This is a genomic window from Thalassospira marina (assembly GCF_002844375.1).
Classification (GTDB): domain Bacteria; phylum Pseudomonadota; class Alphaproteobacteria; order Rhodospirillales; family Thalassospiraceae; genus Thalassospira; species Thalassospira marina.
In genome coordinates this window covers 3403760-3429510 of record NZ_CP024199.1, presented here as the reverse complement: position 1 = coordinate 3429510, position 25751 = coordinate 3403760, and the positions used below count along the sequence as shown (strand labels likewise).

The 25751-nt window shown below is 55.0% G+C and carries 26 protein-coding genes; 11 read left to right on the top strand and 15 right to left on the bottom strand.

What is annotated here, in order from left to right:
* Positions 1–17: 17 nt before the first annotated feature.
* On the bottom strand, positions 18–788 hold the full coding sequence (gene gloB / locus CSC3H3_RS15665) for a hydroxyacylglutathione hydrolase (protein ID WP_101285443.1): 771 nt from the start codon (positions 786–788) through the stop codon (positions 18–20).
* 111 nt (positions 789–899) lie between these two features.
* Between gloB and CSC3H3_RS15660 the strand changes: the two genes are divergently transcribed.
* Both CSC3H3_RS15660 and CSC3H3_RS15655 read left to right on the top strand, forming a co-directional pair.
* Positions 900–1751, top strand: a complete 852-nt coding sequence (locus CSC3H3_RS15660; RefSeq protein WP_245881142.1) for a class I SAM-dependent methyltransferase — start codon at positions 900–902, stop codon at positions 1749–1751.
* 392 nt (positions 1752–2143) lie between these two features.
* The gene (locus tag CSC3H3_RS15655; protein ID WP_101264971.1) at positions 2144–2971 is read left to right on the top strand and encodes a substrate-binding periplasmic protein; all 828 of its coding nucleotides are present in this window, start codon (positions 2144–2146) and stop codon (positions 2969–2971) included.
* Positions 2972–3055: 84 nt separating this feature from the next.
* Here the strand turns inward: CSC3H3_RS15655 and CSC3H3_RS15650 are convergent, their stop codons facing one another.
* From CSC3H3_RS15650 to petA, 4 genes are all read right to left on the bottom strand, one after another.
* Positions 3056–3682, bottom strand: a complete 627-nt coding sequence (locus CSC3H3_RS15650) for a LysE family translocator (RefSeq protein ID WP_101264970.1) — start codon at positions 3680–3682, stop codon at positions 3056–3058.
* Between the two features lie 222 nt (positions 3683–3904).
* A complete protein-coding gene (locus CSC3H3_RS15645) occupies positions 3905–4678 on the bottom strand; it encodes a cytochrome c1 (protein WP_101264969.1) in 774 nt (257 codons plus the stop codon).
* A complete protein-coding gene (locus CSC3H3_RS15640) occupies positions 4671–5939 on the bottom strand; it encodes a cytochrome b (RefSeq protein WP_101264968.1) in 1269 nt (422 codons plus the stop codon). The genes CSC3H3_RS15645 and CSC3H3_RS15640 overlap by 8 nt, the downstream gene beginning before the upstream one ends.
* A gap of 11 nt (positions 5940–5950) precedes the next feature.
* Positions 5951–6499 (bottom strand): ubiquinol-cytochrome c reductase iron-sulfur subunit, encoded by a 549-nt coding sequence (gene petA, locus CSC3H3_RS15635; protein WP_101264967.1) that lies wholly within the window; start codon positions 6497–6499, stop codon positions 5951–5953.
* A gap of 395 nt (positions 6500–6894) precedes the next feature.
* On the opposite strand from petA, the gene CSC3H3_RS15630 reads away from it, so the two are divergent.
* Positions 6895–7368, top strand: a complete 474-nt coding sequence (locus CSC3H3_RS15630; RefSeq protein WP_101285442.1) for a tRNA (cytidine(34)-2'-O)-methyltransferase — start codon at positions 6895–6897, stop codon at positions 7366–7368.
* On the top strand, positions 7365–8228 hold the full coding sequence (hemF, locus tag CSC3H3_RS15625; RefSeq protein WP_101285441.1) for an oxygen-dependent coproporphyrinogen oxidase: 864 nt from the start codon (positions 7365–7367) through the stop codon (positions 8226–8228). Before CSC3H3_RS15630 ends, hemF begins: the two co-directional genes overlap by 4 nt.
* 82 nt (positions 8229–8310) lie before the next feature.
* On the opposite strand, the gene CSC3H3_RS15620 is transcribed toward hemF, so the two are convergent.
* Complete coding sequence (locus tag CSC3H3_RS15620) at positions 8311–9819, bottom strand: CoA transferase (protein ID WP_101285440.1); 1509 nt, start codon at positions 9817–9819, stop codon at positions 8311–8313.
* A 104-nt stretch (positions 9820–9923) separates the two neighbouring features.
* Here CSC3H3_RS15620 and CSC3H3_RS15615 point away from each other — a divergent pair, with 104 nt between their 5' ends.
* On the top strand, positions 9924–11129 hold the full coding sequence (locus CSC3H3_RS15615; protein ID WP_101286266.1) for a citrate synthase family protein: 1206 nt from the start codon (positions 9924–9926) through the stop codon (positions 11127–11129).
* Between the two features lie 132 nt (positions 11130–11261).
* Here the strand turns inward: CSC3H3_RS15615 and CSC3H3_RS15610 are convergent, their stop codons facing one another.
* Positions 11262–12206, bottom strand: coding sequence for an AraC family transcriptional regulator (locus CSC3H3_RS15610; RefSeq protein WP_101285439.1), 945 nt, complete (start codon positions 12204–12206; stop codon positions 11262–11264).
* Positions 12207–12429: 223 nt separating this feature from the next.
* Between CSC3H3_RS15610 and CSC3H3_RS15605 the strand changes: the two genes are divergently transcribed.
* Positions 12430–13056, top strand: coding sequence for an NAD(P)H-dependent oxidoreductase (locus CSC3H3_RS15605; RefSeq protein ID WP_101285438.1), 627 nt, complete (start codon positions 12430–12432; stop codon positions 13054–13056).
* A 101-nt stretch (positions 13057–13157) separates the two neighbouring features.
* On the opposite strand, the gene CSC3H3_RS15600 is transcribed toward CSC3H3_RS15605, so the two are convergent.
* Entirely contained in the window at positions 13158–14054 is an 897-nt protein-coding gene (locus CSC3H3_RS15600; RefSeq protein ID WP_101264961.1) for a branched-chain amino acid aminotransferase, read from the bottom strand.
* Between the two features lie 113 nt (positions 14055–14167).
* On the opposite strand from CSC3H3_RS15600, the gene CSC3H3_RS15595 reads away from it, so the two are divergent.
* The 3 genes from CSC3H3_RS15595 (at position 14168) to CSC3H3_RS15585 (ending at position 16985) form a co-directional block, all read left to right on the top strand.
* On the top strand, positions 14168–14686 hold the full coding sequence (locus tag CSC3H3_RS15595) for a MarR family winged helix-turn-helix transcriptional regulator (RefSeq protein ID WP_101264960.1): 519 nt from the start codon (positions 14168–14170) through the stop codon (positions 14684–14686).
* A gap of 177 nt (positions 14687–14863) precedes the next feature.
* Positions 14864–15589 (top strand): response regulator, encoded by a 726-nt coding sequence (locus tag CSC3H3_RS15590; RefSeq protein ID WP_101285437.1) that lies wholly within the window; start codon positions 14864–14866, stop codon positions 15587–15589.
* A gap of 58 nt (positions 15590–15647) precedes the next feature.
* Positions 15648–16985: an ATP-binding protein gene (locus CSC3H3_RS15585; protein ID WP_425444964.1), complete on the top strand. Its 1338-nt coding sequence runs from the start codon at positions 15648–15650 to the stop codon at positions 16983–16985.
* A 100-nt stretch (positions 16986–17085) separates the two neighbouring features.
* Here the strand turns inward: CSC3H3_RS15585 and CSC3H3_RS15580 are convergent, their stop codons facing one another.
* Both CSC3H3_RS15580 and CSC3H3_RS15575 read right to left on the bottom strand, forming a co-directional pair.
* Complete coding sequence (locus tag CSC3H3_RS15580) at positions 17086–17778, bottom strand: nitroreductase family protein (RefSeq protein ID WP_101285436.1); 693 nt, start codon at positions 17776–17778, stop codon at positions 17086–17088.
* Between the two features lie 392 nt (positions 17779–18170).
* Complete coding sequence (locus CSC3H3_RS15575; RefSeq protein WP_101286265.1) at positions 18171–18836, bottom strand: GntR family transcriptional regulator; 666 nt, start codon at positions 18834–18836, stop codon at positions 18171–18173.
* Positions 18837–19145: 309 nt separating this feature from the next.
* Between CSC3H3_RS15575 and CSC3H3_RS15570 the strand changes: the two genes are divergently transcribed.
* Together CSC3H3_RS15570 and CSC3H3_RS15565 are read left to right on the top strand one after the other, a co-directional pair.
* Positions 19146–19922, top strand: coding sequence for a ferredoxin--NADP reductase (locus CSC3H3_RS15570; RefSeq protein WP_101264958.1), 777 nt, complete (start codon positions 19146–19148; stop codon positions 19920–19922).
* 259 nt (positions 19923–20181) lie between these two features.
* Entirely contained in the window at positions 20182–21684 is a 1503-nt protein-coding gene (locus CSC3H3_RS15565) for a methyl-accepting chemotaxis protein (RefSeq protein ID WP_342751343.1), read from the top strand.
* A gap of 106 nt (positions 21685–21790) precedes the next feature.
* On the opposite strand, the gene CSC3H3_RS15560 is transcribed toward CSC3H3_RS15565, so the two are convergent.
* The 5 genes from CSC3H3_RS15560 to CSC3H3_RS15540 all read right to left on the bottom strand — a co-directional run bounded on the left by CSC3H3_RS15560 (position 21791) and on the right by CSC3H3_RS15540 (position 25601).
* Entirely contained in the window at positions 21791–22135 is a 345-nt protein-coding gene (locus CSC3H3_RS15560) for a tRNA-binding protein (protein WP_101285435.1), read from the bottom strand.
* A 234-nt stretch (positions 22136–22369) separates the two neighbouring features.
* Positions 22370–22825 carry a phasin family protein gene (locus tag CSC3H3_RS15555; protein ID WP_101285434.1) on the bottom strand — a complete coding sequence of 152 codons (456 nt, stop codon included), beginning with the start codon at positions 22823–22825 and terminating at the stop codon, positions 22370–22372.
* 294 nt (positions 22826–23119) lie between these two features.
* On the bottom strand, positions 23120–23782 hold the full coding sequence (locus CSC3H3_RS15550) for a TetR/AcrR family transcriptional regulator (RefSeq protein ID WP_101285433.1): 663 nt from the start codon (positions 23780–23782) through the stop codon (positions 23120–23122).
* 126 nt (positions 23783–23908) lie between these two features.
* The gene (gene proC, locus CSC3H3_RS15545) at positions 23909–24724 is read right to left on the bottom strand and encodes a pyrroline-5-carboxylate reductase (RefSeq protein WP_101285432.1); all 816 of its coding nucleotides are present in this window, start codon (positions 24722–24724) and stop codon (positions 23909–23911) included.
* 370 nt (positions 24725–25094) lie between these two features.
* Entirely contained in the window at positions 25095–25601 is a 507-nt protein-coding gene (locus CSC3H3_RS15540) for a type III secretion system chaperone family protein (RefSeq protein ID WP_245881140.1), read from the bottom strand.
* Positions 25602–25751: the final 150 nt, after the last annotated feature.

Genomic DNA, 25751 nt, shown 5'->3' with positions numbered 1-25751 from the left:
GCTACGGCGACCTGGAATTAGAAATTATCCTTCCGATGGCGGATTTCGGTGAAGACGATTTCCGCCGGGGCGCCGGACATGCCCATGGCGCGGCAGACAACCGGGACATCTGCACGCAGGAAGGGGTTGGTGTCGATTTCTTCACCAAGGGTGGAGGGGATTGTCGGGCGGCCAGCCTTGCGCAGAGTTTCAATCGCACTGGCGCGCGCCTGAAGGGCGGCGTTTTCCGGTTCGATTGTCAGGGCGAATCGCGCGTTGGTCAGGGTATATTCATGGCCGCAATAAAGCCGGGTTTCGACCGGCAGGGTGCGGAATTTGACCAGCGAATGCCACATCTGTTCGGCAGTACCTTCAAACAGGCGCCCACAGCCAAGGGCAAACAGGCTGTCACCGGAAAACAGGGCAGAAACGGCGGGAAAATAAAATGCGATATGCCCGGCCGTGTGGCCCGGAACATCAAAGATTCTGGCTTCGAGTTCCCCAACCCGGACGACGTCGCCTTCGGCAACGGTTTCATCCAGATTGGCGATTTTATCGGCCTCCGCTGCCGGGCCGATAATTTTTGCGCCGAACTTTTCCTTTAGTTCCGCGTTACCGCCAACATGGTCATTGTGATGGTGGGTGTTTAAAATGATATCAAGCGACCAGCCACGTTTGGAAAGTTCTTCGATTACGGGTTCTGCATCGCCCGGATCAACAATAGCGGTGACACCGCTATTGGCACAGCGCAGCAGATAGATGTAATTGTCTGACCGGTTCGGGATCAGGATGATGTCACCTGCCGACATATTGGGCCTCGTTTGTTTGAAAATATGCCAAAGCCTAACAGGCTGGTGGCGGGGAGACAATTGTGCTGCAATTTGTTTCGCCCTTCTGGCCGACAATGATAGGGTTTGACCATGCGTCAGGATGTTGTTGATTTACACCGGTTCTATGCCACCAGCCTGGGTCAGGCCGCCCGACGGCTTATTCGCCGCCGGTTGCGCATGATGTGGTCGGATGTGCGGGGCATGCGGGTGTTGGGGTTTGGCTATGCCACCCCGTATCTTCGCCCGTTTCTGGGCGAGGCCGAACGGGTTATGGCCTTTATGCCTGCTCCGCAGGGCTGCGTGCATTGGCCCGCAGGCGAACCCAATTGTGTCGCCCTGACCGAAGAAACTATGCTGCCTTTGCCCGATAGCTCGGTCGACCGTATTTTGCTGGTGCATCTTGTCGAGCATTCCGACTCGCAACGTCGCCTGATGCGCGAATGCTGGCGCGTTCTAACCCCCAATGGCCGGATTGTGGTGCTGACCCCCAATCGAAGCTCGCTTTGGAGCTGGTCGGAAAATACGCCATTTGGGTTTGGCCATCCCTACAGCGTCAGCCAGTTGCAAAACCTGATGCGCGAAAACATGTTCCTACCCGTGCAGCATAGCCGCGCCCTGTTCTTGCCCCCCACGCGCAACCGCTTTTTGCTGCGCTGGTCGCAGGGCATTGAAAATGTCGGGTCACGGCTGTTCAAGGCCTTTGCCGGTGTAAGCATTGTCGAGGCCGGAAAGCAGCTTTATGCCAGCACAGGGACGCCGCAGCATAAACGCAAACTGGTGCATATCCCCGTTGCTGTGCCGCCAATGCGCCCGGTCGATGGCAACCATGTGGGCACCAGCCATGATAACCATGACGAGGTGCTGGTACGCCGCGACGGGGTGCCAGACGACACCGCAGCCACAAACCGCTGTACATGCTTTTCCCGCAAAAAATGTGACTGAGCCTGTTGGATGTATTACCCGATCGTGCCGTGATGCGGCATTATCGGGGGCTGATAGCGGTCAAACAGCATGGGTGTGCAACCATGCGGATGGGGCAAAATGCACCATTTTCAGGCAATGTTAAGGGCGTTCGCACAGGGCAGTTTGGCCGCTGCGTATTTTCCCTAACACCTTACGGTTTTGCATTTTGATGGCGTAAAACGGCCGGTTTCCAAGGGCAGGCAAGGGGATTTTCCTTAAAATTCCGGACGCAATATGGGGTGTGGTTATGTCATATCACCTTTCAGTTGTGCATGGCTCGGTTTCGTCGATCGCAGTGGTCCCTACCGGGTTTTGCTGATATTTGATGCGCCGTCTTCCCCATATGCCCTTCACCGGAATCGGACATTGTCATGTCAATGCGCCCTGCGCTTGTCTTTTTGCTGCTTCTTGGAGTTTTTCTAATTCACGTAAAGCCTGTATCGGCACAGGCTGAAAACAGCATTGGCACTCCACGCCAGCGTGTTGTTCTTTATGGCGAGGAAAATGACCCGCCTTACGCCTATTTGAATGGCGCGGTCATGGCTGGGGCCTATACCGACATTCTGCGCCAGGCGGCAATGCGTTTGCCGCAATATGAAATCGAATTTGCCGGTGTCCCGTTCAAACGCGGCATGGAAATGCTTCAGCGTGGGGAAATCATGGCGTTTTACCCGCCCTATATGGATGCCGAACGCGACTGGGTGGACCGTTATTCCGAAGCGATCCTTGATGAATCCGTCGTTGTGTTATGCACCCGGCAATTTGTCAGCCATCGCACATTGCTAAGCTACCCGTTCGATTATATCGGCGCACGGTTTGGCAATACGTCGGGCTACCGGCTGGCGGGCAAGGACCTGTTTGAAATGGCCGATCGCCATGAAATCACACTGGAAGAGGCGCATAGCACCGAGATCAATTTGCGCCGTTTGCTCGCGGGGCGCATTGATTGTTACGTCAATGACCGGCTGGCCATTGCCACCAGCCTGGGCGAAATTGGCACCGAAACAATCGAAGTCCGCCGCGAGTTAACCGAAACAGCGGTTTTGGGGCGCCATCAGGGGGCGATTGCCTATACACCCGATGACACTGCCAAATGGCCCCATCGTGACGAATTTGCCGCTGCCCTGGATATTGTTTTGCGCCAGATGCACGAAGATGGCGTGATCGACCAGATATTGCAGCATTACGTGATGTACTGACTTAAGCGTTTGGCGCGCAGTAACCGCTGCTGGCTATGGCCGCGGCCTGACGGCGGCGATAGCCCTGCCTGTCCTGAAAGGCGATTAGCGGTGGCTGGCTGCAAGTGCCAGACCAAAGCTGACAAAGATGCTGCCAGCAACTCGGTCAAACCATTTGCGCGCGGACCCTAGCAGGAAATCCTTGCTGCGCGCAGCCAGCAGCGAATACCCCATGATCGACGAGAAAGACAGGATCACGAAAGTACTATCAAGGATGGTGAACTGCGCCATCAGCGGTGCATTCGGGTCCAGGAACATGGGGAACAAAGCCGTGAAAAAGGCAATTGCCTTGGGGTTGCTGGCCGAAATAATGAAACCGCGCAGATAGGTGCGCATATAGCCGGGATGGGGCACAGCCTGCTCGGTCGAAACATTTACCGCAACCTTGCCGCTTGCCTTCCACATTTTGATCCCCAGCCAGATCAGATAGGCCGCACCGGCAAAGCGGATGATATCAAACAGAATGGCCGATGCCATGATCATGGCACCCAGTCCCATGGCCGATAGTGCGCCCATCAGGCCGGTCGCCGTCACACAGCCCAGCGCGCCGACCATCGATGTCATGGTGTTGTGGCGAATGCTGTTGGTGATACCGAGCATAACTGCCGGGCCGGGCGTTAAAACGGCAATCAGAACAGCAACAAGATACAGGCCATATTGGTCAAGCGACATGGAACACCGTGGAAATGGGCCGAAACCGGGCAACGGGTTGGGGCGGTTGGAAACTGGTTGGATAGATAAAGCAGGCAATCGTCAGGTGACGGGGATACGCAATGGTCGGGACGCGCAACCGGGTCGATCCTCTTTATCACGGCATTATATTTTTGAAAGAAAATAAAAAAGGCCGCCAGCATGAAGCCGGCGGCCTTTGATTTTCAAGGCATCAGGACCGAATTAATGTTCGATCTTTGCCCAGATTTTGCGTTTCACGGCGTAAAGCATCGCGGTCAGCACGATCAGGAACAGCAGAACCTTCATGCCCATTGCTTTGCGGGCTTCAAGTTCGGGTTCGGCAATCCAGTTCAGGAATGCGGTAACGTCCTGCACTTCCTGGTCAACCGTTGCTTCGGTACCATCGGTATATTCGACGTCATCACCATAAAGGGGCGGGGGCATCGAAATCTGATGGCTCGGGAAGTAATGGTTGTAGTGCTTGCCTTCGGCCATTTCGACACCTTCCGGTGCCTCTTCTTCATAACCGGTCAGCAGGGCATGGATGTAATCCGGGCCGTGCGGGCGGGCTTTGGCCATCAAAGACAGATCGGGCGGAGCAGCCCCGCCATTGGATGCGGCAGCAGCCTTGGCATTGGGGAACGGCGACGGGAAGCGGTCAGACGGTTTGGCCGAACGGGTGAACATTTCACCATCGTCATTGGGGCCGTCTTCGACTTCATATTCCGACGCGATCGCCTTGATCTGGTCTTCGTTAAAGCCAATACCTTCAAGGTTACGGAATGCCAGATAGTGCATGCTGTGGCAGCTTGCACAGACATTCTTGAACACCTGGAAACCGCGTTGCAACTGCGCACGGTCATAGGTGCCAAAAAGGCCTTCCCAGCTCCATTCCATATCCGGCGGAACCACGCCTTCGGATGCCTTGGACGAATTGTTGGCAAAAGCGGTCAGCGCGAAAGCAGCAGCAATTGCGGTGAGAGCAAATTTACGCATTTGCACCTCCCTTGAGAACAGATTCGCTGATGCTGGCCGGAAGCGGTTTTGGCCGTTCCAATTTACCAACCACAGGCATGACGACAAGGAAATGCAGGAAGTAATACAGGGTTGCCAACTGGCCAACCGTGATCACCTGCAGGCCATGCAGACCCATGAACGGATCAGACGGGGCCTTCGCACCACAATAGCCAAGTACAAAGCAGTCAATGAGCAGAAGCACAAAGAACCATTTGTAAACCGGGCGGAAGCGCGAGCTGCGTACCTTGGAACGGTCGAGCCAGGGAATGACAAACAGCACGATGATGGCCGCGAACATCGCCAGCACGCCCAGCAGTTTTGCCGGAATGCCGAGGAATTCAAAGTCGATCGAGCGCAGGATCGCGTAGAACGGCAGGAAGTACCATTCCGGAACGATGTGGGCTGGCGTCGACAGCGGGTTCGCCATGATGTAGTTGTCCGGCTCGCCAAAGAAGTTCGGCGCGAAGAACACGAAATACAGATAGATGATCAGGAAGATCCCCATCCCGAACAGATCTTTGATCGTGTAGTAGGGATGGAAGGGAATGCTGTCCTGCGGCGTTTTGATTTCAACGCCGGTCGGGTTGTTCGACCGGACTGCATGCAGCGCCCAGACATGCAGGACCACAAGGCCCAGAATGACAAACGGCAGCAGATAATGCAGCGAGAAGAACCGGTTCAGGGTCGGGTTGCCAACCGAGAAACCACCCCACAGCCAGGTTACCAGCGGATCGCCAATAATCGGGAAGGCCGAGAACAGGTTGGTAATAACCGTTGCACCCCAGAATGACATCTGGCCCCAGGGCAGAACATAACCCATGAATGCCGTTGCCATCATGGCAAGCAGGATCAGAATACCGATCCACCACAGAACTTCACGCGGGGCCTTGTATGACCCGTAATAAAGACCACGGAAAATGTGGATATAGACGCAGATGAAGAACATCGATGCGCCATTCATGTGCATATAGCGGATCAGCCAGCCATAATTCACGTCGCGCATGATGCGTTCGACGGAATCAAATGCCATATCGGCATGCGGCGTATAGTTCATCACCAGGAAGATCCCGGTAAGGATCATGGTCACCAGAACAAAACCGGCCAGGGAACCGAAATTCCACATATAGGACAGGTTTTTCGGCGTCGGATATTCATAAGCGGAATGATGCAGCATCGAGAAGACCGGAAGACGGTCGTCGACCCACTTTACCACTTTGTTATTCCATACAGGCGCGCTCATCTTACACTCCCTTAGCCGATCTTGACCGACGTGTCGGTGAGGAAGGTATAGGTCGGCACATGCAGGTTCTTCGGTGCCGGACCCTTGCGGATACGGCCTGAACTGTCATAGTGCGACCCGTGACACGGGCAATACCAGCCGTCAAAGTCACCGCGCGGTTCCCCGGTTGCGGTACCCATCGGAATGCAGCCCAGATGGGTGCAAACGCCGACGACGATCAGCCATTCTTTTTTCTGAACACGGGCATCATCGGTCTCGGGATCGACCAGCTGGTTCAATGCCACGTCTTCAGCTTCTTTGATTTCCCGTTCGGTGCGGTGGCGGATGAACACGGGTTTACCGCGCCACATCACCTTGATGGCCTGTCCGACCGGGATATTTGACAGGTTTACTTCGACCGAGGCCAGCGCCAGAACGTCCTTGGACGGGTTCATGCTGTCCACGAACGGCCACAGTGCCATGCCGGTGCCAACGACACCGACCGCTGTGGTCGCAAGGGTCAGGAAATCCCTGCGGTTCTCGTCCGGGTTCTCCCCGGATGATTGCACCGTTTGCGACATGATGTATTCCTCTTTCTGCCCCCAAAACAGGCATGCGGAATGCCTGAATTTACCGCCGGGATCATTGACTTACTTCAATTCGAAAAAAGTTTTCTGTCCCCTTGGCCTTCAGGCCTGAATCGAATTTCGTATACTAACAATAATGGCCTTTGTTAAGGAGAAGTTGGCGGGAAAGGTGCGTATTAATAAACGCTGTGGTTTTGGAAGCACTCTAAAAACCCTACGACAAACAAGGCTTTTCCTAGCGCTGGCACCACTTTGTGATACCCGCTATAACAAGCTACTTAATTAAAGACCCGGCTCCAGAAGCGGGAAACTCCTGTAACGCTATGAAACTTTTGGTAACATTTTTCATGGCGCTTTTATACAAAATTGCGCGAGTCTGTTGATCGATCATGAGAATTTGTCTGTTTGAGCCTGATATTCCGCAAAATACCGGGACAATTTTGCGTATGGCGGCATGCCTGGGTGTTGGCGTCGATATCATCGAACCCTGTGGTTTTCTGCTGACTTCGGCCAGTTTGAAGCGTGCAGGGATGGATTATCTGGAAGCGGCAAGTTACCAGCGCCATGCCGACTGGCAGGCATTTCAGGAAGCGCGCAAGAATGGCGATCTGCCCGGTCGCCTGGTTTTGATGACCACCAAGGGGGCCGTACCCTATTGCGATTTTGAATTTCGTCCTGACGATATTTTGATGCTGGGGGCGGAAAGCCGCGGGGTGCCCGACCAGGTTCATGAAACGGCCGATGCGCGGGTGGTTATTCCGTTGCGTCCGGGCATGCGATCCTTGAATGTGGCGATGGCGGCGGCTATGACCGTTGGTGAAGCCATGCGTCAGACCAACAGTTTTCCGGGAAGCCCTGAATGAGTGACGAAACCGCACGCCAGACCGAAGCGCGTAAAAAGCAGGCCGCTGACTGGTTCAAATCCCTGCGTGACCAGATTTGCGCACGGTTTGAACAGCTTGAAGATGCCTATGGCGGCCCGCTGGCCGACCGCCCGGCAGGCCGGTTTGAACGGACCCGCTGGGAACGTGGCCAAAATCAGGGTGGCGGCGAAATGTCGGTCATGCGGGGCCGCGTTTTTGAAAAGGTGGGTGTGAATATTTCCACCGTCTATGGCGAATTTTCCGAAAAATTCCGCAAGGAAATCCCCGGCGCGACGGAAAGTCCCAATTTCTGGGCTGCCGGTATTTCGCTGGTGGCGCATCCCTGTTCACCGCTGGTGCCCGCTGTGCATATGAATACCCGCCATATCGTGACATCAAAGGCATGGTTTGGCGGCGGGGCGGATTTGACGCCGGTTTTTCCCGATGAAGTCGACACCGCCGATTTTCACGGCGCATTCAAGGCCGCCTGCGATGCGCATGGCGAGGATTATTACGATCGTTTCAAAAAATGGTGCGATGAATATTTCTGGCTGCCGCACCGTAACGAAGCGCGCGGCGTTGGCGGCATTTTCTATGATTATCTGGAAAATGACTGGGAGGCTGATTTTGCCTTTACCCAGGATGTGGGCAAAGCATTTCTGGATGTATATCCGGCCCTGGTTGAACGCCATTACAACGATGACTGGTCAATGGATCAGCGCGAGGCACAATTGGTCAAACGTGGCAGGTATGTTGAATTCAACCTGCTTCATGACCGTGGTACGCGCTTTGGCCTGATGACGGGCGGTAATACCGAAGCCATCCTGATGTCGCTGCCGCCAATGGCCAACTGGCCCTAAGCCACGGGTATCCTGATTATTGGGTAATGACGCAAAAGGCCTGCGGGATTCAGGCCTTTTGCGTATGTGATGTGGGCTGCTATTACCATGTTGGCGGGCTTGTTCCCAAAAGACCGGCCGGGATCGTCCAGCCCATGGGGATGCCATCCATTTCCAGCGGCGGGCGCAATCGCTGCAAATTACCACTGCCCGATGGTTCAATGGTGGGGCTGTAATCGTCATCGGCAAGGTCGGTAAAGGCGGGCGGTGTGGTGCCCTTGGCCAAGGTGGGCTGATATTGGCACAGCAATGCCGCAACCCGGGCCAGCGAGGTGCGGTATTGCAGGCCATGTCCATTTTGGTGGCGTTCGATCAGGCCGCGGATGGCACAGGTTGCCAGAATATACCCCGCCGCATGATCCAGCGCCTGTACGGGCAGCGGTTTGGGTTTTTCAGTTTGGTATATTTTCATGCTATGATCGGCGATGCCGCTGCTCATTTGCACCAGGCTGTCAAAACCACGGCGGAACTGCCACGGGCCGGACCAGCCATATGCATTCAGTGCCACATCAATCAGGCCGGGGTTAAGGGCACGGCGTGCCCGGGTGCCCAGTCCCAGACGTTCCAGCGCATCGGCACGATAGCCATGCACCAGAATATCGGCCTCAGCCAGCAGGCTGCGAAATGTTTCGCGGTCCTGATCATTGATCAGATCAAGCCGGGCGCATCGTTTGCCCACGGTAATATCGGGCAGGATTGTGGGTTCATCCCAGCCGGGCGGATCAACGCGCAGCACATTGGCACCAAACCCCGCCAGAAAACGGGTGCCTACCGGCCCGGCAAGGATGCGGGTTAGATCCAGCACCTTTACCCCGGCTAGCGGGCGGTCACGCGTGCCGGTCAGGCGGAATTGCGAATTTTCGCCGCGTTCTGCGGCGGGCAGGGGGCTGGCGTCTGCGTGAACCAGCGGTTCGCTGGCAACGGCCTTGCCCTGTGGATGTTGTTGCCATTCGCCAAGTGACCGCATGGCTGCGGCACAGCCGCCTTTTTCGACAATCGCGGTTTCAAGGGCCGTGACCGGCCAGTTTGCCACGGTGGCGGCAACGGTTTGCCGGGTTGCATCCTCGGTCGTGATGCCCAGTACTGCAAGGGCGGCACGGCGATGATGCGGGGCATTGGTATGCAGGCGGATCCAGCCATCCTGCCCCGGATAATCCCCGGCAATTGCATCCCATTTTGCGGCTGGTTCCCAGCCAGCCGGGCGATAACCCGATGAAAACCAGGCCGATGCCAGCCGCCGGTCAACCGTTACCGGCGTCACAGGTGCGGCATTTCGCCCCTGTGCGCGTATCAGGCCCGAAAGCTCGGCAATTGCCAGACCGGCACAACCGACGGAAGCCGCGGCAAGGTCTGTTACCGCAAAGGCTGACGGCAGGGCGCCGGGGCTGGTTTGTGACAGGGCGGCAAGAAGGGCCGGATCACCCCCAACCGCCGCCCAGATGGCGCGGGCAAAAGCAGCAAACGGGTTTGGGTGTTCCGGTGCGCTATCAGGCTGCACGGAATTTGTGCTGCCGGGTGTTTCGGCGCGGGACGTCGCATTGGGGGGTGTCATGGCGGCCTCCTGATCGGTCGGTATTGCCGGGGAAACAGGCCTATACAGCACGCCAGTTTCAATATATCGTCAATATTGATTATATAAATCAACATATATTGGTTATGGCAAAACAACGATCCGATTCATCCGGTTTCATAAATGCCGAACAGGCGGCTGATCAGCTTGGCGTGTCGCGGGCAACGCTGTATGCCTATGTCAGCCGTGGTCTTTTACGTGCCCACCCGGTTGCAGATGATAGCCGCCGCCATCGTTATGCCCGTGGCGATGTGGCCGAACTGGCGGGAAAGCGCAGGCGCGGGCGCAAGCCGGTGGATATTGCCAAATCGACCCTGGATTGGGGGATGCCGGTTCTCGAATCGGGTATTACGCTGATCCGTGACGGGCAGCTTTATTATCGCGGCCATAATGCCGTCGCGCTTGCTGACCAGGCCAGCCTGGAAGAGGTCGCAAGCCTGCTTTGGGATTTGCCGGGTTTTCGCAAATTCTCTGTTTCATCCCCAGCTTTGCCCGATGGATGGAGGGCATTAAAAAAGCATTACGCAACAATTCCGGTGATCGAGGCCTTGTTGCCTCTGTTTGCCATTGCATCGGAAGATGGTGAAACCGGTATTTGGCAACAGGATGAAACGCGCCTTGCTGCGGGGGCAGCGCGATTGTTAGGGGCGTTATTTGCCTGTGTCACCGGGCAGGATGCGGGGCGTTACCCGCTGCATATGCAATTGGCGCGCGCCTGGGGGCTTGATGCGGTTGGGGCCGATCTGGTGCGTCGTGCGCTTGTTTTGTGTGCTGATCATGAATTGAATGCATCAAGCTTTACGGCCCGATGTGTCGCCTCGACCGAGGCCAGTTTACGCATGGCAATTATTGGCGGGCTTGCCGCCCTGAGTGGTGGTTTGCATGGCGGCATGACAGAACGGATAGAAACCGCCTGGCAGGCCCTTGATCCACGCGACATGGCGACGCAGTTGCGCCGCCAACTGGCAGCCGGGGTGGAATTTCCCGGTTTTGGGCATCCGCTTTATCCGGCCGGGGATGTGCGGGCAAAGGCCCTGCTGGAATTGATTGAACCTGAATTTCTGATGGCCGCCGATATTTCCGAAACCATGACGGCGTTAACCGGGAAGGCACCGGGCATTGATTTTGCCCTGGTCGCGATGCGCCGTTATCTGGAGCTGCCGGAAGGTGCCGCATTTTGCGTTTTTGCGCTGGGCCGCGCCGTTGGGTGGATCGCCCACGCCCTTGAACAGCGCCGTCAGGGTCAGTTGATCCGGCCCCGTGCTGTTTATGTAGGGTCTGAACCCAAATAGGAGAACAGGCTGGCGCGGATGTGGTTTGCGGCGTGGGCCGTGTTTGTCCGTCCAGACATGTCGTTACTGATGTGGGGCGCTGCCGGGCGTCGGCTTTGGCGCGGTGCACTGCAATATGTGGTGATACTTATATTATATAGTATGTCGCGCAGGGATGATTTCGCTTTGGGTGGAAATTTCGCTGGCGCTATGCACGGTTTCGCGCAGGCGGCGAATATCGCGAATGGGCGGTGCGCCAAACATGCGGGTATATTCCCGGCTGAACTGCGATGCGCTTTCATAACCGACATGGAATGCGGCACTGCCAGCATCAACGCGGTCATTCAACATCAGTTGCCGTGCTTCAAGCAGGCGGATCTGTTTTAGATATTGCAGCGGGCTGATACCCGTGACCGATTTGAAATGCTGACGAAAGGTCGAGCCGCTCATATTGGCGCGGGTGGCAAGGTTGGCAGCGGTTATGTCCTGGGTAAAGTTTTCACGCAGCCAGGACAGAATGCGCGTGATGCGCTGTATTGGTGATTCCTGGGCCAGATGATGGCGCAGGCAGGCACCCAGCGGGCCGTGCAACAGGCGAATGGTGATTTCGCGCTGGATCACGGGCAAAAGGTGCGTCGCCAGTTCCGGCGTTTCATGCAGTTCAAGCAGGCGGATAACGGCATCGTTAATGCCGCTATCAAGGGTGATGACATTCACGCAGGAAAGTTCGTCACCCGGTGCAGGTTTGGGGGCCGGAATTTCGATTGCCAGTTCGCCCATCAGGCGGATGTCAAGATCGATCCATAAACCCAGATAGGGCTGATCGGGCGTGGCATGGGTGACGGAGGTAATAACCGGCAGGTCGGCGGGCGGCAGCATGACCTGGCCGGGCTGCATTGGATAAACCGTATTGCCGATCATGATATCCTTGCGGCCCGATGCCGTGATGCCCAGGCCGAAAAAATACATGCAGGGCATGGGGCGGGACGGGTCCGAGCTGCGATAAAGCCGCATATGCGATTGCAGGATGGGATATTCCCCGTCCTTTTGGGCAATCTTTGCAATGGCTTTTGCCAGCTTTTGGGCATCCTCGGACATGATGTTTTCCTTTGCGCCTGACAGGGTAATCGCTGCTTTGTGCCTGCCATCATAGATAAAGGATATTGCCTGCGAACCATAGCATGGATGAGGGTGTTTTTTGCACTCTCGGCGTTTTGGGCAAAACTGGCATCACAACCGGCAAACAGAATTTGGCCAATGCCCTTACCTTGTTTTCATCACAACGGATCGCCGCAAGTTGCGGACAAGGATGGAGATAAACATGGCGAATATTCTGATTATCAATGCGCATAAACGTTACGAGGGCTGGTCCGAAGGGACGCTGAACCGGCACCTGGCCAATGAAATTGACGCCAGCTTTGCCGGTGCCGGGCATGACGTGCTGCATTCACATATCGACGGGGGCTATGACATTGGCGAAGAGGTGGACAAGCATGTCTGGGCGGATGTGATTGTTCTGCAATGCCCGGTGAACTGGTTTGGTGCGCCCTGGATTCACAAAAAATACCTTGATGAGGTGTTTAATGACGGGCTGGCGCAGAAAAAGCTGATTACCGATGACGGCCGCAGCCGCAAGGACCCGTCGCGTCAATATGGGATGGGCGGCAATATGCAGGGCAAAAAATTCATGATGTCGCTGACCTGGAATGCGCCCGAGGCAGCATTTGGGAATCCGGACCAGGTGCTGTATCAGGGTAAAACGGCGGATGATGCCTTTTTGCATATCGCCGCCTGTTACCGGTTTTGCGGGGCGGAAATCGTACCGTCATTTTCCTGCTATGACGTGATCAAGGCACCGCAAATTGAAAATGACGTGGTGCGCCTGCGTGCACATCTGGCAGCGCATTTTGCTCTGGATGCCAAAGATCAGACGGCATTGAGCGCCTGATCACCAAGCCGCAGGCATAAAGAAGCTACGACGAAAAAAAGAAAAGCCCGTCCTGAAATCCCAGGGCGGGCTTGATGTTTATGGAACCGGCAAACGCGGGTTTATTCAGCAGCGACAGCTTCTTTTTGGCCGGTAACCAGGGCCATGTAGTCTTCCATCAGGGTTTTGCAGATCTGGCCCGGGGTGAATTTGTACTGGCCAATTTCCGAAACCGGGGTGACTTCGGCAGCGGTGCCGGTCAGGAAGCATTCTTCAAAGTCGGCCATTTCTTCGGGCAGGATTGTCCGTTCGATCACTTCGATACCGCGTGCCTTGGCAAGGTCGATCACGGTGCGGCGGGTGATACCGTTCAGGAAGCAATCCGGGGTCGGGGTGTGCAATTTGCCGTCTTTGGCAAAGAAGACGTTGGCGCCGGTGGCTTCGGCAACATGACCGCGGTAATCAAGCAGCATGGCATCGGCGTAGCCTTTGCGTTCTGCATCATGTTTGGACATGGTGCAGATCATGTAAAGGCCGGCGGCCTTGGCATCGGTCGGCGCGGTGTTTGGTGCCGGGCGTGCCCATTTCGACAGGTCAAGACGAATGCCTTTGAGGCGTTCTTCCGGTTTGAAATAGCTCGGCCACTGCCAGGTTGCGATGGCAACGTTGATTTTGGTGGTCTGGGCGGCAACACCCATCATTTCGCTACCGCGCCAGGCAATGCGGCGCACATAGCCATCAGAAATGTTGTTTGCCTTGAGCGTTTCCATCACGGCGGCGTCCAGCTCGGCGGAGCTGTAAGGAATGGTCATGTCGAGGATTTTGCCCGATTTGATCAGGCGTTCGCCATGTTCAGCAAGTTTGAACACCTTGCCATTATAAGAACGTTCCCCTTCAAATACAGCGCTGGCATAATGCAGGGCATGGCTGAGCACATGCAGGGTGCTTTCGCGCCAGGGTTTGAGTTCGCCGTTAAACCAGATAAAACCGTCGCGGTTATCAAAGGTGGGAGTCGTCATTTGCCAAATTCCATTTAAAAGGGTCGCTTGAACGTAACTTTATGTCCCTAAACATGTAGCCGAAGTAACATTCATAGATTAATATGTCAATATAACTGACATAACGGAACAGCATGGCAGATATCTCGACACGCAAGGTCAATCCGCTTTTCCTGCGCGAGGAAGAGCTTCGTCAGGGCATGGAACTGCTGTTTTATGCCTATCGTGATTTTACGGCCGAAGCCGATTTGCTTCTGGAGCAATATAATTTCGGGCGCGCCCATCATCGGGTCATACATTTTGTCAGCCGTAATCCCGGCATCAATGTCAGTGACCTTTTGGGAATCCTGCAAATTACCAAGCAATCCCTGTCACGGGTGCTAAGCCAGCTTGTGCGTGAAGGGTTTATCGAACAGAAAACCGGTGTGCAGGACCGTCGCCAGCGGCTTTTGACCGTGACGGAAAAGGGCGAGGAACTGGAACGCAAGCTTTCGGAAAACCAGCGTGTGCTGATTGCCAACGCCTATCGCGAAGCCGGTGCCGAGGCGGTGGAAGGGTTTCGCAAGGTGATGCTGGGCATGTTAGGGCCCAATGACCGCGCCCGGTTTGAGGACGAGCTTTTGCCAAATGGCCTGCGCCGCCGGATGGGGTGACAGGCGGGCTTTGGCGAAATATTTTTCGCCGGGCAAAGCCTTTATTCATGCATTGCCCCTATATTGGCATCGCTATTAAATCGCGCGCGAATGTTTTTGCAAAACCGGATTCGCAGCCAGATAGTATGGTGCGGGCAGGCTGCATGAACATTGCGGTAATCGTGTTGGATGGATTGAATGGTCGAAATCGGGGCTGCGCATATTCTGGTCGTGGATGATGATGACCGCCTGCGTGATTTGCTGAAACGGTATTTGGGTGAAAACGGTTTCATGGTTACCGTTGCCCGCGATGCTGCCGAGGCACGTGCCCGCCTGGAAGGGCTGGAATTTGACCTGCTGGTGATTGATGTTTTGATGCCTGGCGAAAAGGGCGTTGATCTGGCCAAATCGCTTCGTGATCGCGGCATGACCGTGCCGATCATGATGCTGACTGCCCTTTCCGAAACGGAAGACCGCATCGCTGGCCTTGAAGCCGGGGCGGATGATTATCTGGCTAAACCGTTTGAGCCGCGCGAACTGGTTTTGCGCATCGAAGCCATTTTGCGCCGTTACAGCACCCGGCCGGAAACCGACGAGATAACGCCAGATGCCGCATCGGAAGTGGCCTTTGGCGATTTTCGCTTTGATATGGACAAGATGGTCCTGCAACGCGGGGAAGACCATATTTACCTGACCACAGCCGAGCAGGACCTGCTGGTTGCATTGGCACGCCGCACCGGGCAAACCACCACAAGAGAACAGCTTTTTGATTTGACGGGGGGCAATGGCAGTGGTGATCCTGCGGCCTCGCGCAGCATTGATGTCCAGGTAACCCGTTTGCGTCGCAAGCTTGAAGATGACCCAAAACAGCCAAGATACTTGCAGACAGTACGTGGTCGGGGATATGTCCTTTATACAGATTGAACTGCTGCATTGCGGTGAAGCGATTAATGGTCGATCAAATCGATAAAGGGTGACGGTTTTGGGCAACGCACTTTCCGGATGGGTCAAATCCCTGCTGCCGACGGGCCTTTTGGGCCGGTCCCTGCTGATCCTGATGACGCCGATGCTGCTGCTGCAGATCGTCACGGTTCTGATATTTTTTGAACGCCACTGGGACACCATTGCCAAACAGCTAAGCCGTGGTCTGGCGGGGGATGTTGCCTATGTGGTCGATTATATCGGCCAGTATCCCGATGATAGCCATTTTGATGCGATGGTGGATAATGCGCGCCGGCGCATGCAGCTTGATATCGTTTTTGAACCTGACGCGATTCTGGAAAAGCAGATCACCCAGCCGCCCTACGGGCTGGTATCGGAAGAGCTGTTTACCGCGCTGAAGGAACGTATTGACCGGCCGTTTTACTTTGATCTTGAGGTTGATGACCGGATGCTTGAAATCCGGATTCAGTTGAAGGACGGGGTGCTTTCGGTCGTTGCGCCGCGCAAGCGTCTTTATACATCGACGACCTATATCTTCTTTATGTGGATCGCGGGATCGGCATTGATCCTGTATGGGGTCGCCGTTTTGTTCATGCGCAACCAGGTGCGGCCGATCCGCAAGCTTGCCATGGCGTCTGACCAGTTCGGGCGCGGTGTGAATGTTGACGATTTCAAGCCCGAGGGCGCATCCGAAGTGCGGATGGCCGCTGCATCCTTCATGTCGATGCGTGATCGTATTCAGCGCCACCTGTCGCAACGAACGGCCCTTCTGGCCGGTGTTTCGCATGATCTTCGCACACCTTTGACCCGCATGAAGCTTGAACTGGCGATGCAGGGATCATCGCCGGGCGTTGATGCGCTGAAACAGGATGTGCTGGATATGGAGCGCATGGTCGATGCCTATCTGGCATTTGCCCGTGGCGAGGAAGGCGAACAGGCGGTTGAAACCGATATCGGTAAATTGCTGACCGAGCTGGTGGGCGAGGCCCTGCGCGAAGGCCAGCAGATTGACCTTCATATCGAAGATAACCAGATGATGGAAATTCGCCGGCAGTCGGTCCGACGCTGTGTGGCCAATATTATTGGCAATGCCGGGCGGTATGCATCGAACCTTTCGATCCGGGCCGGGCGGCGCGGCAATGATTTTGAAGTGCTGTTTGATGATGACGGTCCCGGTATTCCGGTTGAAAAACGTGAAGAAGTGTTCAAGCCATTTTACCGGCTTGAGGAATCGCGCAATCAGGCAACTGGCGGGGTTGGTCTGGGCATGACGATTGCCCGGGATTCTGCCCGTGGGCATGGCGGCGATGTGCTGCTGGAAGATGCGCCGGGTGGTGGCCTTCGGGTGCGCCTGGTGTTGCCAATCGGGCATCGTTAAGGCCGGTTGAGGTCCTGCACGGTCTAACAAGATCGACCGGACGCCCTATTTTTCGGGTTACAAAGGCGGCATGGCCATTGGCGGTGCCGCCTTTGTTGTTTCAGTAAAATGTCGCGATATCGGCCAGGTCGCGTTTAAGCGTTGCATGTTGCGGGATGGTGGCATTCTGCGCCGGATAGCCGGTTACCAGCAAAATGTAGGGTTTGTCATGGGCGGGGCGGCCACAGATTTCGCTCAGAAAGCTCATGGGGTTGGGGGTGTGGGTAAGTGTTGCCAGACCGGCGCGGTGCAGGGCGGCCAGCAAAAAGCCGGTGGCGATGGAAACTGATTCCGGCACGTAATAGTTTTTGCGCATTTCACCATCGGTCGAACGGCTTTTGCGCTCGCCGAAAATGCAGATCAGCCAGGGCGCAATTTCCAGAAACGGTTTGCTGTCATCGGTGCCAAGCGGTGCTAACGCCTTGATCCATTCATCACCCGCGCGCCCGGCATAAAAGGCGCGTTCTTCTTCCTCTGCCGCAAGGCGGATTTTGCGTTTCATGCTGGCATCGCCAATGACGGAAAAATGCCAGGGCTGATGATTGGCCCCGCTTGGCGCGGTGCCTGCGGCCTTCAGGCAGGTTTCGATAATGTCGCGGGGAACAGGACGGTCCGAAAATTCGCGAATGGTGTGGCGGGTGCGAATTTCATCATAAAAAGCCTGCGCATCCGCGCGCATCTGATCAAGCGGTTTTTCCTGATAATCCGGCAGGGGAATGGGGGTGTATGCGGGCGATGATGTTTCGGCGGTCATGGCGCATCCTGATTGTCATGTAAAATTGTCTGACAATCCTAATCGGCTTTCGGGGCTTGTGCAAGGTCGCGGCGTATTTGAGGTGTCTTGTCATACCGTGAACCGCGTTTCTGTCTTTCGCGAACAGGCGGCGACATGCGCAGCATGGGCGATTGTTCGGGGAAGGGGGAAGGTTACAGACACGTAGATAGACGAGTGCTCAAGATTAACGGGCAGGCGGGTCGATTGAGGTTCGTGCCCAAAGCGAGATCAGATAGCGACATGATGCTGGTTCATCGCATCTATTGACCTAATCGCCGAGGATCAGGCAGCAGAAGAAGTGCAGGCGGCTGGCGCAGGGCGCCATGGGCAGTACTGGTGTGGTTTTAAATGAACGGGAAGTGGTGGGGCGGTTATTTCGGTGGGGCGAAATAGGAATCGTCGAGCCATTGTACAAGCTGGCGGGAACGGTCGATATGATCGGCCATGATATCGGCGGCGTCATCGCCTTTGCCCGCAAGGATGGCTTTGGTGATTTCCTGATGCTGGGCATTGGTGTGCAGCACCTGTTCATCGGCGATCAGCACACGGAATTGCAGCCAGTAAACGGAATTGGCAAGGCGGCCGAGCAGGGATTGCAGCAGTACATTGCCGCTGACATCGGCAAAATGCTGGTGAAAGGCAATATTGTATTTGGACATTTCTGCCAGATCGCCCGCCTGTTCGGCATCATCCAGCCCCTTTTGTATTTCAAGCAGGGTTTCGGGGGATTTTTGCAAAATCGGCGCGGCAAGCCGAACGGCCAATGCCTCCAGACTGGCGCGAATGACAAACAGGTCGTCAAGTTCGCGGCGGGTTAACTGGCGGACACTAACCCCGCGATGTGGTTCGGATAGCAAAAGCCCGTCACTGCAGAGAAGGCGGAAGGCCTCGCGCACGGTGGGGCGACTGACAGAAAGGCGTTGTGTGAATTCGGCCTCGGTCAAACGCTGGCCCGGTGCAAGGCGCCCTTCGCGAATGGCGCGGGTGATTGTCTGGCAGACTTGCGCGACGGCTGGGGCGCTGTTCTGTGCGGGCATGGGTGTTTTTCCATTCAATTGGGCCAGACGGGCCGGGTTTGACTTGCCATCACGGCAGGTGCGCCACATATTGCGGGCAGCTTTATCGTTTGATACTTACAATATTGTCAGACAATATTTTACATAAAATTGATATGGATCAAAGTTGATTTCGATAAAAATACACCTGTGTTGAATGTTTTCTTGCGATATACGGTGGGTTGATGTTAAATCGCGGCAACTTGGCATCCATACTGGGCCGGGAACCGTGTATTTCTTTCCCGCCACGGTCGATTGAAAGCTACTGTCGAAACGGATTGATGCAGCGCTATGGCTAGCAATTTTAACGAAGAAACCGTCACTTACGTCCATCACTGGACGGATACCCTGTTCACCTTCAAAACCACGCGGGACCCGGGTTTCCGGTTTCTGAATGGTCAGTTCGCCATGATTGGACTCGAAGTCGAGGGCAAGCCGCTTGTTCGCGCCTATTCGATGGTTAGCGCCAATTATGATGAAGAACTGGAATTCTTCTCGATCAAGGTGCCGAATGGTCCTTTGACCTCGCGCCTGCAGCACATCAAGGTTGGCGATAAAATCCTGGTCGGGCGCAAGCCGACCGGTACGCTGATCCATGATAACCTGTTGCCGGGCAAAAACCTGTGGCTGCTTTCCACCGGTACAGGCCTTGCCCCGTTCATGAGCGTCATTCGTGATTACGAAACCTATGAACGTTATGAAAAGGTGATTCTGGTGCATGGCTGCCGCGAAGTGCGCGAGCTGGCCTATCAGGAATTCATCCATAATGAATTGCCGCACAATGAATTCTTCGGCGAAGAGGTTCAGAACAAGCTTCTGTATTACCCGACCGTCACCCGTGAAGAATTCACCCATCAGGGCCGCATCACCGAACTGATGGAATCGGGCAAGATTTATGACGATCTGGGGCTGGAAAAGCCGTCTCTTGAAAATGATCGTTTCATGCTGTGTGGCAACCCGCAGATGATTGCCGATACCCGTGCCATGCTTCTGGAATGGGGCGGCAAGGAAGGCAATATGAACGAGCCGGGTCACTTCGTGATCGAAAAGGCGTTTGTCGAGAAGTAATCTCTGACATCTTTGTTTTGAGTGCAAAAGGGCGTCGTTTCAAGCGGCGCCCTTTGTGTTTTTGCGGGTTTTTCCATTTTGTATGCGCGATAACCGTTTGAAAACGCGCCGATTTGTCTCAAGAATTCCACGGTTTTCAGGCAATTGTGACTGTTATCCCCATTTGCGGATATGGCGATCTATACAACTGTATTAGCTTTCCCCTCAAGCGATAGCACTGCCAGAGATGGAATGATCCAAAGCTCCGGCGCGATAGTAGATGGGGTATGTCATGTCCTGCTTTAATTTCTTCTCGTCCGATAAAGCGTCTCTGGCCAAAGAAACCCTCCTGGCGTTGGAGAAATCTTTGGCAGTGATTGAATTTGACGTAGAGGGACGGATCCTTCGGGCAAATGAAAACTTCCTTGGCCTGATGGGATATCGTCTTGAAGAAATTACAGGCAAACATCATTCGATATTTGTTGATGAAAAGCTGGTTCGTACCCCCGAATACAAAGCGTTCTGGGCTGATTTGAAAGCAGGCCGGTTTCAGCAGGCCGCCTTTCCCCGTTATACCAAGGATGGCAGCCGGGTCTGGATCGAGGCGAGCTATAACCCGGTTTGTGACCAGAATGGCAATGTGCTGAAAATTGTTAAGCTGGCGACGGATATTACGGCGCGCGAGAAACGCCATGCCGACCAGGAAGGCAAGGTAAATGCCATTCGCCGCAGCCAGGCCGTGATCGAGTTCGACCTGAAAGGCAATATCCTTGATGCCAACGAGAATTTCCTGTCGGTGATGGGATATTCGCTGGCTGAAATCAAAGGGAAAAGCCACCGTATTTTTTTAGAGGCAGACTATGCCAGCAGTGCCGATTACCAGGCCTTCTGGCGGGCGCTGGGGCAGGGTGAATTTGTTGCCCAGCAGTTCAAGCGCATTGCCAAGGGTGGGCGTGAAGTATGGATCCAGGCATCCTATAACCCGATATTCGACCCCGATGGCGTGCCCTATAAGGTGGTTAAATACGCAACTGATATTACCGAGCAGATCCAGCTTCTGTCTGATCTGAAATCGATGATTGATGTCAATTTTGCCGAGATCGACCAGAACCTGAATTCGCTTGATGATCAGGCCAGCTTTGCATCGAGAACATCGGAAGAAACATCGGCCAATGTGCAGGCGGTAGCGGCGAGTGCCGAAGAATTGCTGGCATCCATTACTGAAATTTCACGCAGCATGTCAGCTGCGCGGTTATCTACCGATCAGGTTTTTGAAAAGGCGGTTGAGGCTGGTGCTTCGACCGATCGCATGGATGATGTGGTTTCATCGATGGGCAGCATTATTGAAGTGATTCAGAATATTGCCAGCCAGATCAACCTTTTGGCGCTGAACGCGACAATCGAATCTGCCCGCGCGGGCGAGGCCGGAAAAGGCTTTGCTGTTGTAGCAAATGAAGTAAAGAACCTTGCCAAACAGGCCGCCCGGGCGACGGAACAGATATCGGCAGATATTGGCGGCGTGCAGGCGATCGCCAAGGAGGTTGCCGGTGTTCTGGGGGCCATTCGCAATGATGTGGAAGGTGTCGTGAATAACGTCACCAGTATTTCATCAGCGGTGGAAGAGCAAAGTGCGGTGACGGGTGAGGTGTCGGTCAATATGCAGTCGATGGCGGTTTCGGTCGAAAGTTTTACGACCACGATTAACCAGATCAAAAATGGATCGATGCAGGTGGCCGGGTCAGTTGGCCGCACCCGTGAAGCCGCGATGGTGTTGGCGCGTTAAAGGCAAAGGGCTTTCAAATGAAAACAGGCCGGGGCGTAAAGCACTGGCCTGTTTTTTTGTCTGTTCGGTAAAATCCTGCCGGCGTGGCGTATATTGGGGCCTGCGCCTAGCAGAGCCTTTCGCCATTGGGGACTTCCTGTTCCGGGCGGATTAGCACAATGCCTTTGTCCGCAGTGCCATCGGAAAAGCCGAGGCATAAAAATTCAGACATGAAGGGGCCGATCTGGCGGGGTGGGAAATTGACCACGCCAGCCACCTGCGAACCGATAAGCTTTTCGGGCGTGTAATATTTGGTGATTTGCGCCGATGTTTTTTTGATACCGATTTCTGCGCCAAAATCCACCCACATCTTAATGGCGGGGCGGCGGGCCTCGGGGAAGGGCTGGGCATCAATGATGGTGCCAACCCGAATATCGACTTTCATGAAATCATCGAAACTGATTTCGCTCATGCGGACCTCCATATGTTTGCCGTCAAAGTACCGCGTGCAGTGACATGCTGCAAAGGCCCTTGGTCATGATTGGCATAAACAGGAGTTTGAGCAAAATTCAGGTGCTGTCAGGCAATCGCCTGATTGCAAGAACGATTTGGGCACTGGGCTTTCGAGGCGCACAAAGAAAAACGGCAGGGCCAAAGGCCCTGCCGGAAGTTTGATAACGGGAAGTTATCAGAAACTTGGATCAACTTACTTCGCTGCGGCTTCGGTCTTTTCGATCGCAACTTTCAGTTCGTCGAGGGATTCGGTGAAGCGGGTCTGGAGCAGACCAAGAGCTTCTTCCTGGGACTTGCTGACGATGCCGGAAAGTTCCTTGGCATTGGCAAGTGCTTCCTCGTAGGCGGTTTTCGCAGCAGCGGTCTGTTTGGCAGCAGCAGCCATCGGGGTTTCGCCCGAAGCAGCAGAGAAATCTTTACCCTGAGTGGTTGCTTTTTCCATCATGGTCTTGAAGATTTCGCTCTGGCGCTGTGCAACAGCCTGGAAGCCATCAAAAGCAATTTTGTTTGCTTTGGTCAGGGCTTCAACATTCTTGCGCTGAAAGGCCATCATTTCGTTGATATCAACACCCGGGACTTTGAAGTCGCTGGTGAATTTGGTGAAATCAACGTCGAAGAACGGGTTGGTAGCTTTTTTTGCGGCGGTCATTGAGTGGCACTCCATTTTCAATGCGGCGAGTTATCTAATGAGGCGCTATTGTGCGCCGCACAATTTCAACTGCAATGTGCCTGAATGCTGCGCGTGGGTCAAGGGTTATTTTGCACTGCACAAAAAATCTTGGGTTATATTTTTGTGTCACGCTGTAACCTAAGGGTGCAGTTGCACCTTTAGCCCGGCAAGGCAGGCAGTTTGCGGATCGCATCATCGGGAAATGACGAACGATCAGGATATTGGGGGATCGTCCGGCGGATGGAAAAGGCGCCCGGAAAGGCACCCTGGTTTTTAGTCGGCGACAGCTTCGCCATGATCTGTGGCCGTTTTGGGGCAGCGTTGGGCAAATTTGCTGCGAAGGGTGCCAACACGGGCAAGGCCTTTGCCCAGCCTGCTATCCCAGCCACCGGCCTGGTTCAGGCTTTTATCCAGTAATGCCATTGTCGGCCCGTAATCGGGGCTTTCATCATCCAGCCATTGGCGAAAACTGCGGGCATAAATGGCCCCCATACCGGCGACTCGCAAGCTGCCCTGTATGCCGCCGGTTTCAAAGCCTGCGGCTTCAAGCATCCAGCGCATCGAGGCAAAACCGGTTTTTGCGGCACGGGCACCATCAGCCAGGCCGACATCGCCAAAATCATGCAGGATCGATTTTAGTGCCGGCCGGTACGGGGCAAGCGCATCAAAGCGCGCCATGATCACGTCCATCAACCGGTCGTGGCGGGGTTGGTCAAAATCGGCACTATCAAGATCGGCAAGCACCCGCATATCCATTTTGCGGACAAAGGCGCGCAGGATGTCGCTTTTGTTTTTAAATAACGGGTAAATATCGGCCAGCGACAGGCCTGCCTTTTGTGAGATATCAATCAGGGTGACCGAATGCCAGCTTCGTTCCGCGGCCAGTTCCATTGCCGCAGCAATGAGGGTGTCACGGGGGTCTTTTTTCGCTGGCATGGCTGGTTCCTTTCGCACAAAGGATGAAAAAACGCAGACCGAATCTGGCCGATATCATACCTTATGATGTGGCGGGGAATGGTAAAAACGCAATCCCCGCCGGGATCATTGGATGGTGGATAGGGCTTAACCTGCCAGTTCGACCGAACGTTTACGTGCCGCCTCGACCGCGCGGGTCAGAAGGGCCGGCAGGCCGTCCTGCGGGTCCATCAGGACATTCAGGGCAGCAGCAGTGGTGCCACCGGGGCTGGTGACATTTTTGCGCAGGGTTTCGGCAGTTTCCGGGCTTTCATCAAGCAGGAAGCCTGCGCCAACAACGGTCTGGCGGGCAAGCAGCATTGCCTGTTCTTCGGGCAGGCCAGCCGTTACGCCAGCCTGTGCCAGTGCCTCGACCATATGAAAGATATAGGCCGGGCCGCTGCCGGAAACGGCGGTGACCGCATCCATCAGGCTTTCATCGGTGATCCAGGAAACCTCGCCCACAGCCCTGAGAAGGGTTTCGCACATGTCACGCTGGGCAGCACTGACATAGTCGGTCGGGAACATCACGGTCATGCCGCGCGAAACGGCAGCCGGTGTGTTGGGCATGGCGCGAACGATGCGCGCGGTTTCGCCAAGGCGGCTTGCGAAAAATTCGCTGGTGCGACCAGCCGCAACCGAAAGAAACACGGTTTCCGCGCGCACCAGTGGTTTGTAAAGATCAAGGATATCGGGCAGGACCTGCGGCTTGACGGCAAACAGAACAACCTGGGGCACAAAGGTATCGGGCATTTCGGAAAGTTCGGTAATGCCATGAACACCCAGACGGGTTTCGAGGTTTTCGGCGGTTTCGGCCTGTTCAATGACATAAACATTGTTGGCATTCAGGCCACGTGCCAGCCAGCCTTCAAGCATGGCGCCGCCCATTTTACCGCAGCCTACCAGCAACAACCGTGTTTTCATGACTTCCCCTGTTTCAGTACGATACCGCCTGTCTGGCGCATTTTATAAAAGACCCGCCCATTTCGCGGATAAAAAGCCGTAGCCTTGTTCTGAAGGTGGGTCAAGCTGCCGGAATGGCAAGCGCAGCATGGGAGTGCAGTTACACCCCGCACTTATCAAATCCACCCGATAATTGTTTGTGCTGCGCGGGGCAGGGTGGACATTATCCTGCAAACAGGTGCTGCGACGTGATTTCATCATGATCTGGCGGTTGGGAAAATAATGTCCTTGCCACAGGAGGAAATGGCCGTTCTCTGCGGTTTTGGGCCCGAAAAAGCAAAACACCCTGCCGGGGCAGGGTGTGTGATTCGCGATCAAATTGGAAGGAAGCCTAGGCCTGTCCCACCGGTTCAAGCATGGAACTGGCCAGGGCCTCGTCCGGGCTTTTGCCCTGACCCAGCACAAAATTGAAGGCCGGGAAAAACCGTTCGCATTCGGAAATGGCAATTTCGATCAGTTCTTCAAACTGTTCGGTTGCGGGCGGTACATCCCCGCCGAACAGCAGCGTATGGCGAAACAGCGGCATGTTTTCATCCAGCCACAGGCCAAAATGCCCGATCCAAAGCTGTTCATTGCATTTGGCAAGCAGTTCATAAATGCGCGGGCGGACCGGGTCTGGTACGAACAGGTCAAAGCAGCAGGCGATATGCAGCGCTTCGGCGTCATCGCGCCAGGTGAAATACACAAGATAGGTGCACCAGTGCCCCGGAATCTCGACAACGATTTCATCGGCGCTGCGACGTTCAAGGTTCCACTGGTTGGTCTGGGCGATATCCTCGACAAGCAACAGCGGATTGTCGTCGTCGATTTCGCCGTTATCCTGCATCAGGTCGTTCATGTAAAATCAATCAGTTTGTATCGCCAAAGGGCGCGCACTATAGGGCCGTCCTTGCCTGCTTGCAACCACTGTAGAAGGATGCCGCCAGGCGCACAGCATATTACGCGGACCAGACGCCAAGGTTGATCCGCGTATCATCGCCCTTAACCC

Excerpts from the sequence above, each read along its gene's own strand:
- CSC3H3_RS15615 (WP_101286266.1), top strand. The coding sequence starts at position 9,924 with ATGGCAAAACAACGATCCGATTCATCCGGTTTCATAAATGCCGAACAG.
- CSC3H3_RS15565 (WP_342751343.1), top strand. The coding sequence starts at position 20,182 with ATGGGGTATGTCATGTCCTGCTTTAATTTCTTCTCGTCCGATAAAGCG.
- CSC3H3_RS15580 (WP_101285436.1), bottom strand. The coding sequence starts at position 17,778 with ATGACCGCCGAAACATCATCGCCCGCATACACCCCCATTCCCCTGCCG.
- gloB (WP_101285443.1), bottom strand. The coding sequence starts at position 788 with ATGTCGGCAGGTGACATCATCCTGATCCCGAACCGGTCAGACAATTAC.
- CSC3H3_RS15650 (WP_101264970.1), bottom strand. The coding sequence starts at position 3,682 with ATGTCGCTTGACCAATATGGCCTGTATCTTGTTGCTGTTCTGATTGCC.
- CSC3H3_RS15600 (WP_101264961.1), bottom strand. The coding sequence starts at position 14,054 with ATGACGACTCCCACCTTTGATAACCGCGACGGTTTTATCTGGTTTAAC.
- CSC3H3_RS15595 (WP_101264960.1), top strand. The coding sequence starts at position 14,168 with ATGGCAGATATCTCGACACGCAAGGTCAATCCGCTTTTCCTGCGCGAG.
- CSC3H3_RS15605 (WP_101285438.1), top strand. The coding sequence starts at position 12,430 with ATGGCGAATATTCTGATTATCAATGCGCATAAACGTTACGAGGGCTGG.
- CSC3H3_RS15560 (WP_101285435.1), bottom strand. The coding sequence starts at position 22,135 with ATGAGCGAAATCAGTTTCGATGATTTCATGAAAGTCGATATTCGGGTT.
- CSC3H3_RS15555 (WP_101285434.1), bottom strand. The coding sequence starts at position 22,825 with ATGACCGCCGCAAAAAAAGCTACCAACCCGTTCTTCGACGTTGATTTC.
- CSC3H3_RS15630 (WP_101285442.1), top strand. The coding sequence starts at position 6,895 with ATGAGAATTTGTCTGTTTGAGCCTGATATTCCGCAAAATACCGGGACA.
- proC (WP_101285432.1), bottom strand. The coding sequence starts at position 24,724 with ATGAAAACACGGTTGTTGCTGGTAGGCTGCGGTAAAATGGGCGGCGCC.
- CSC3H3_RS15640 (WP_101264968.1), bottom strand. The coding sequence starts at position 5,939 with ATGAGCGCGCCTGTATGGAATAACAAAGTGGTAAAGTGGGTCGACGAC.
- CSC3H3_RS15610 (WP_101285439.1), bottom strand. The coding sequence starts at position 12,206 with ATGTCCGAGGATGCCCAAAAGCTGGCAAAAGCCATTGCAAAGATTGCC.
- CSC3H3_RS15540 (WP_245881140.1), bottom strand. The coding sequence starts at position 25,601 with ATGAACGACCTGATGCAGGATAACGGCGAAATCGACGACGACAATCCG.
- CSC3H3_RS15645 (WP_101264969.1), bottom strand. The coding sequence starts at position 4,678 with ATGCGTAAATTTGCTCTCACCGCAATTGCTGCTGCTTTCGCGCTGACC.
- CSC3H3_RS15590 (WP_101285437.1), top strand. The coding sequence starts at position 14,864 with ATGGTCGAAATCGGGGCTGCGCATATTCTGGTCGTGGATGATGATGAC.
- hemF (WP_101285441.1), top strand. The coding sequence starts at position 7,365 with ATGAGTGACGAAACCGCACGCCAGACCGAAGCGCGTAAAAAGCAGGCC.
- CSC3H3_RS15620 (WP_101285440.1), bottom strand. The coding sequence starts at position 9,819 with ATGACACCCCCCAATGCGACGTCCCGCGCCGAAACACCCGGCAGCACA.
- petA (WP_101264967.1), bottom strand. The coding sequence starts at position 6,499 with ATGTCGCAAACGGTGCAATCATCCGGGGAGAACCCGGACGAGAACCGC.
- CSC3H3_RS15575 (WP_101286265.1), bottom strand. The coding sequence starts at position 18,836 with ATGCCCGCACAGAACAGCGCCCCAGCCGTCGCGCAAGTCTGCCAGACA.
- CSC3H3_RS15660 (WP_245881142.1), top strand. The coding sequence starts at position 900 with ATGCGTCAGGATGTTGTTGATTTACACCGGTTCTATGCCACCAGCCTG.
- CSC3H3_RS15655 (WP_101264971.1), top strand. The coding sequence starts at position 2,144 with ATGTCAATGCGCCCTGCGCTTGTCTTTTTGCTGCTTCTTGGAGTTTTT.
- CSC3H3_RS15550 (WP_101285433.1), bottom strand. The coding sequence starts at position 23,782 with ATGCCAGCGAAAAAAGACCCCCGTGACACCCTCATTGCTGCGGCAATG.
- CSC3H3_RS15570 (WP_101264958.1), top strand. The coding sequence starts at position 19,146 with ATGGCTAGCAATTTTAACGAAGAAACCGTCACTTACGTCCATCACTGG.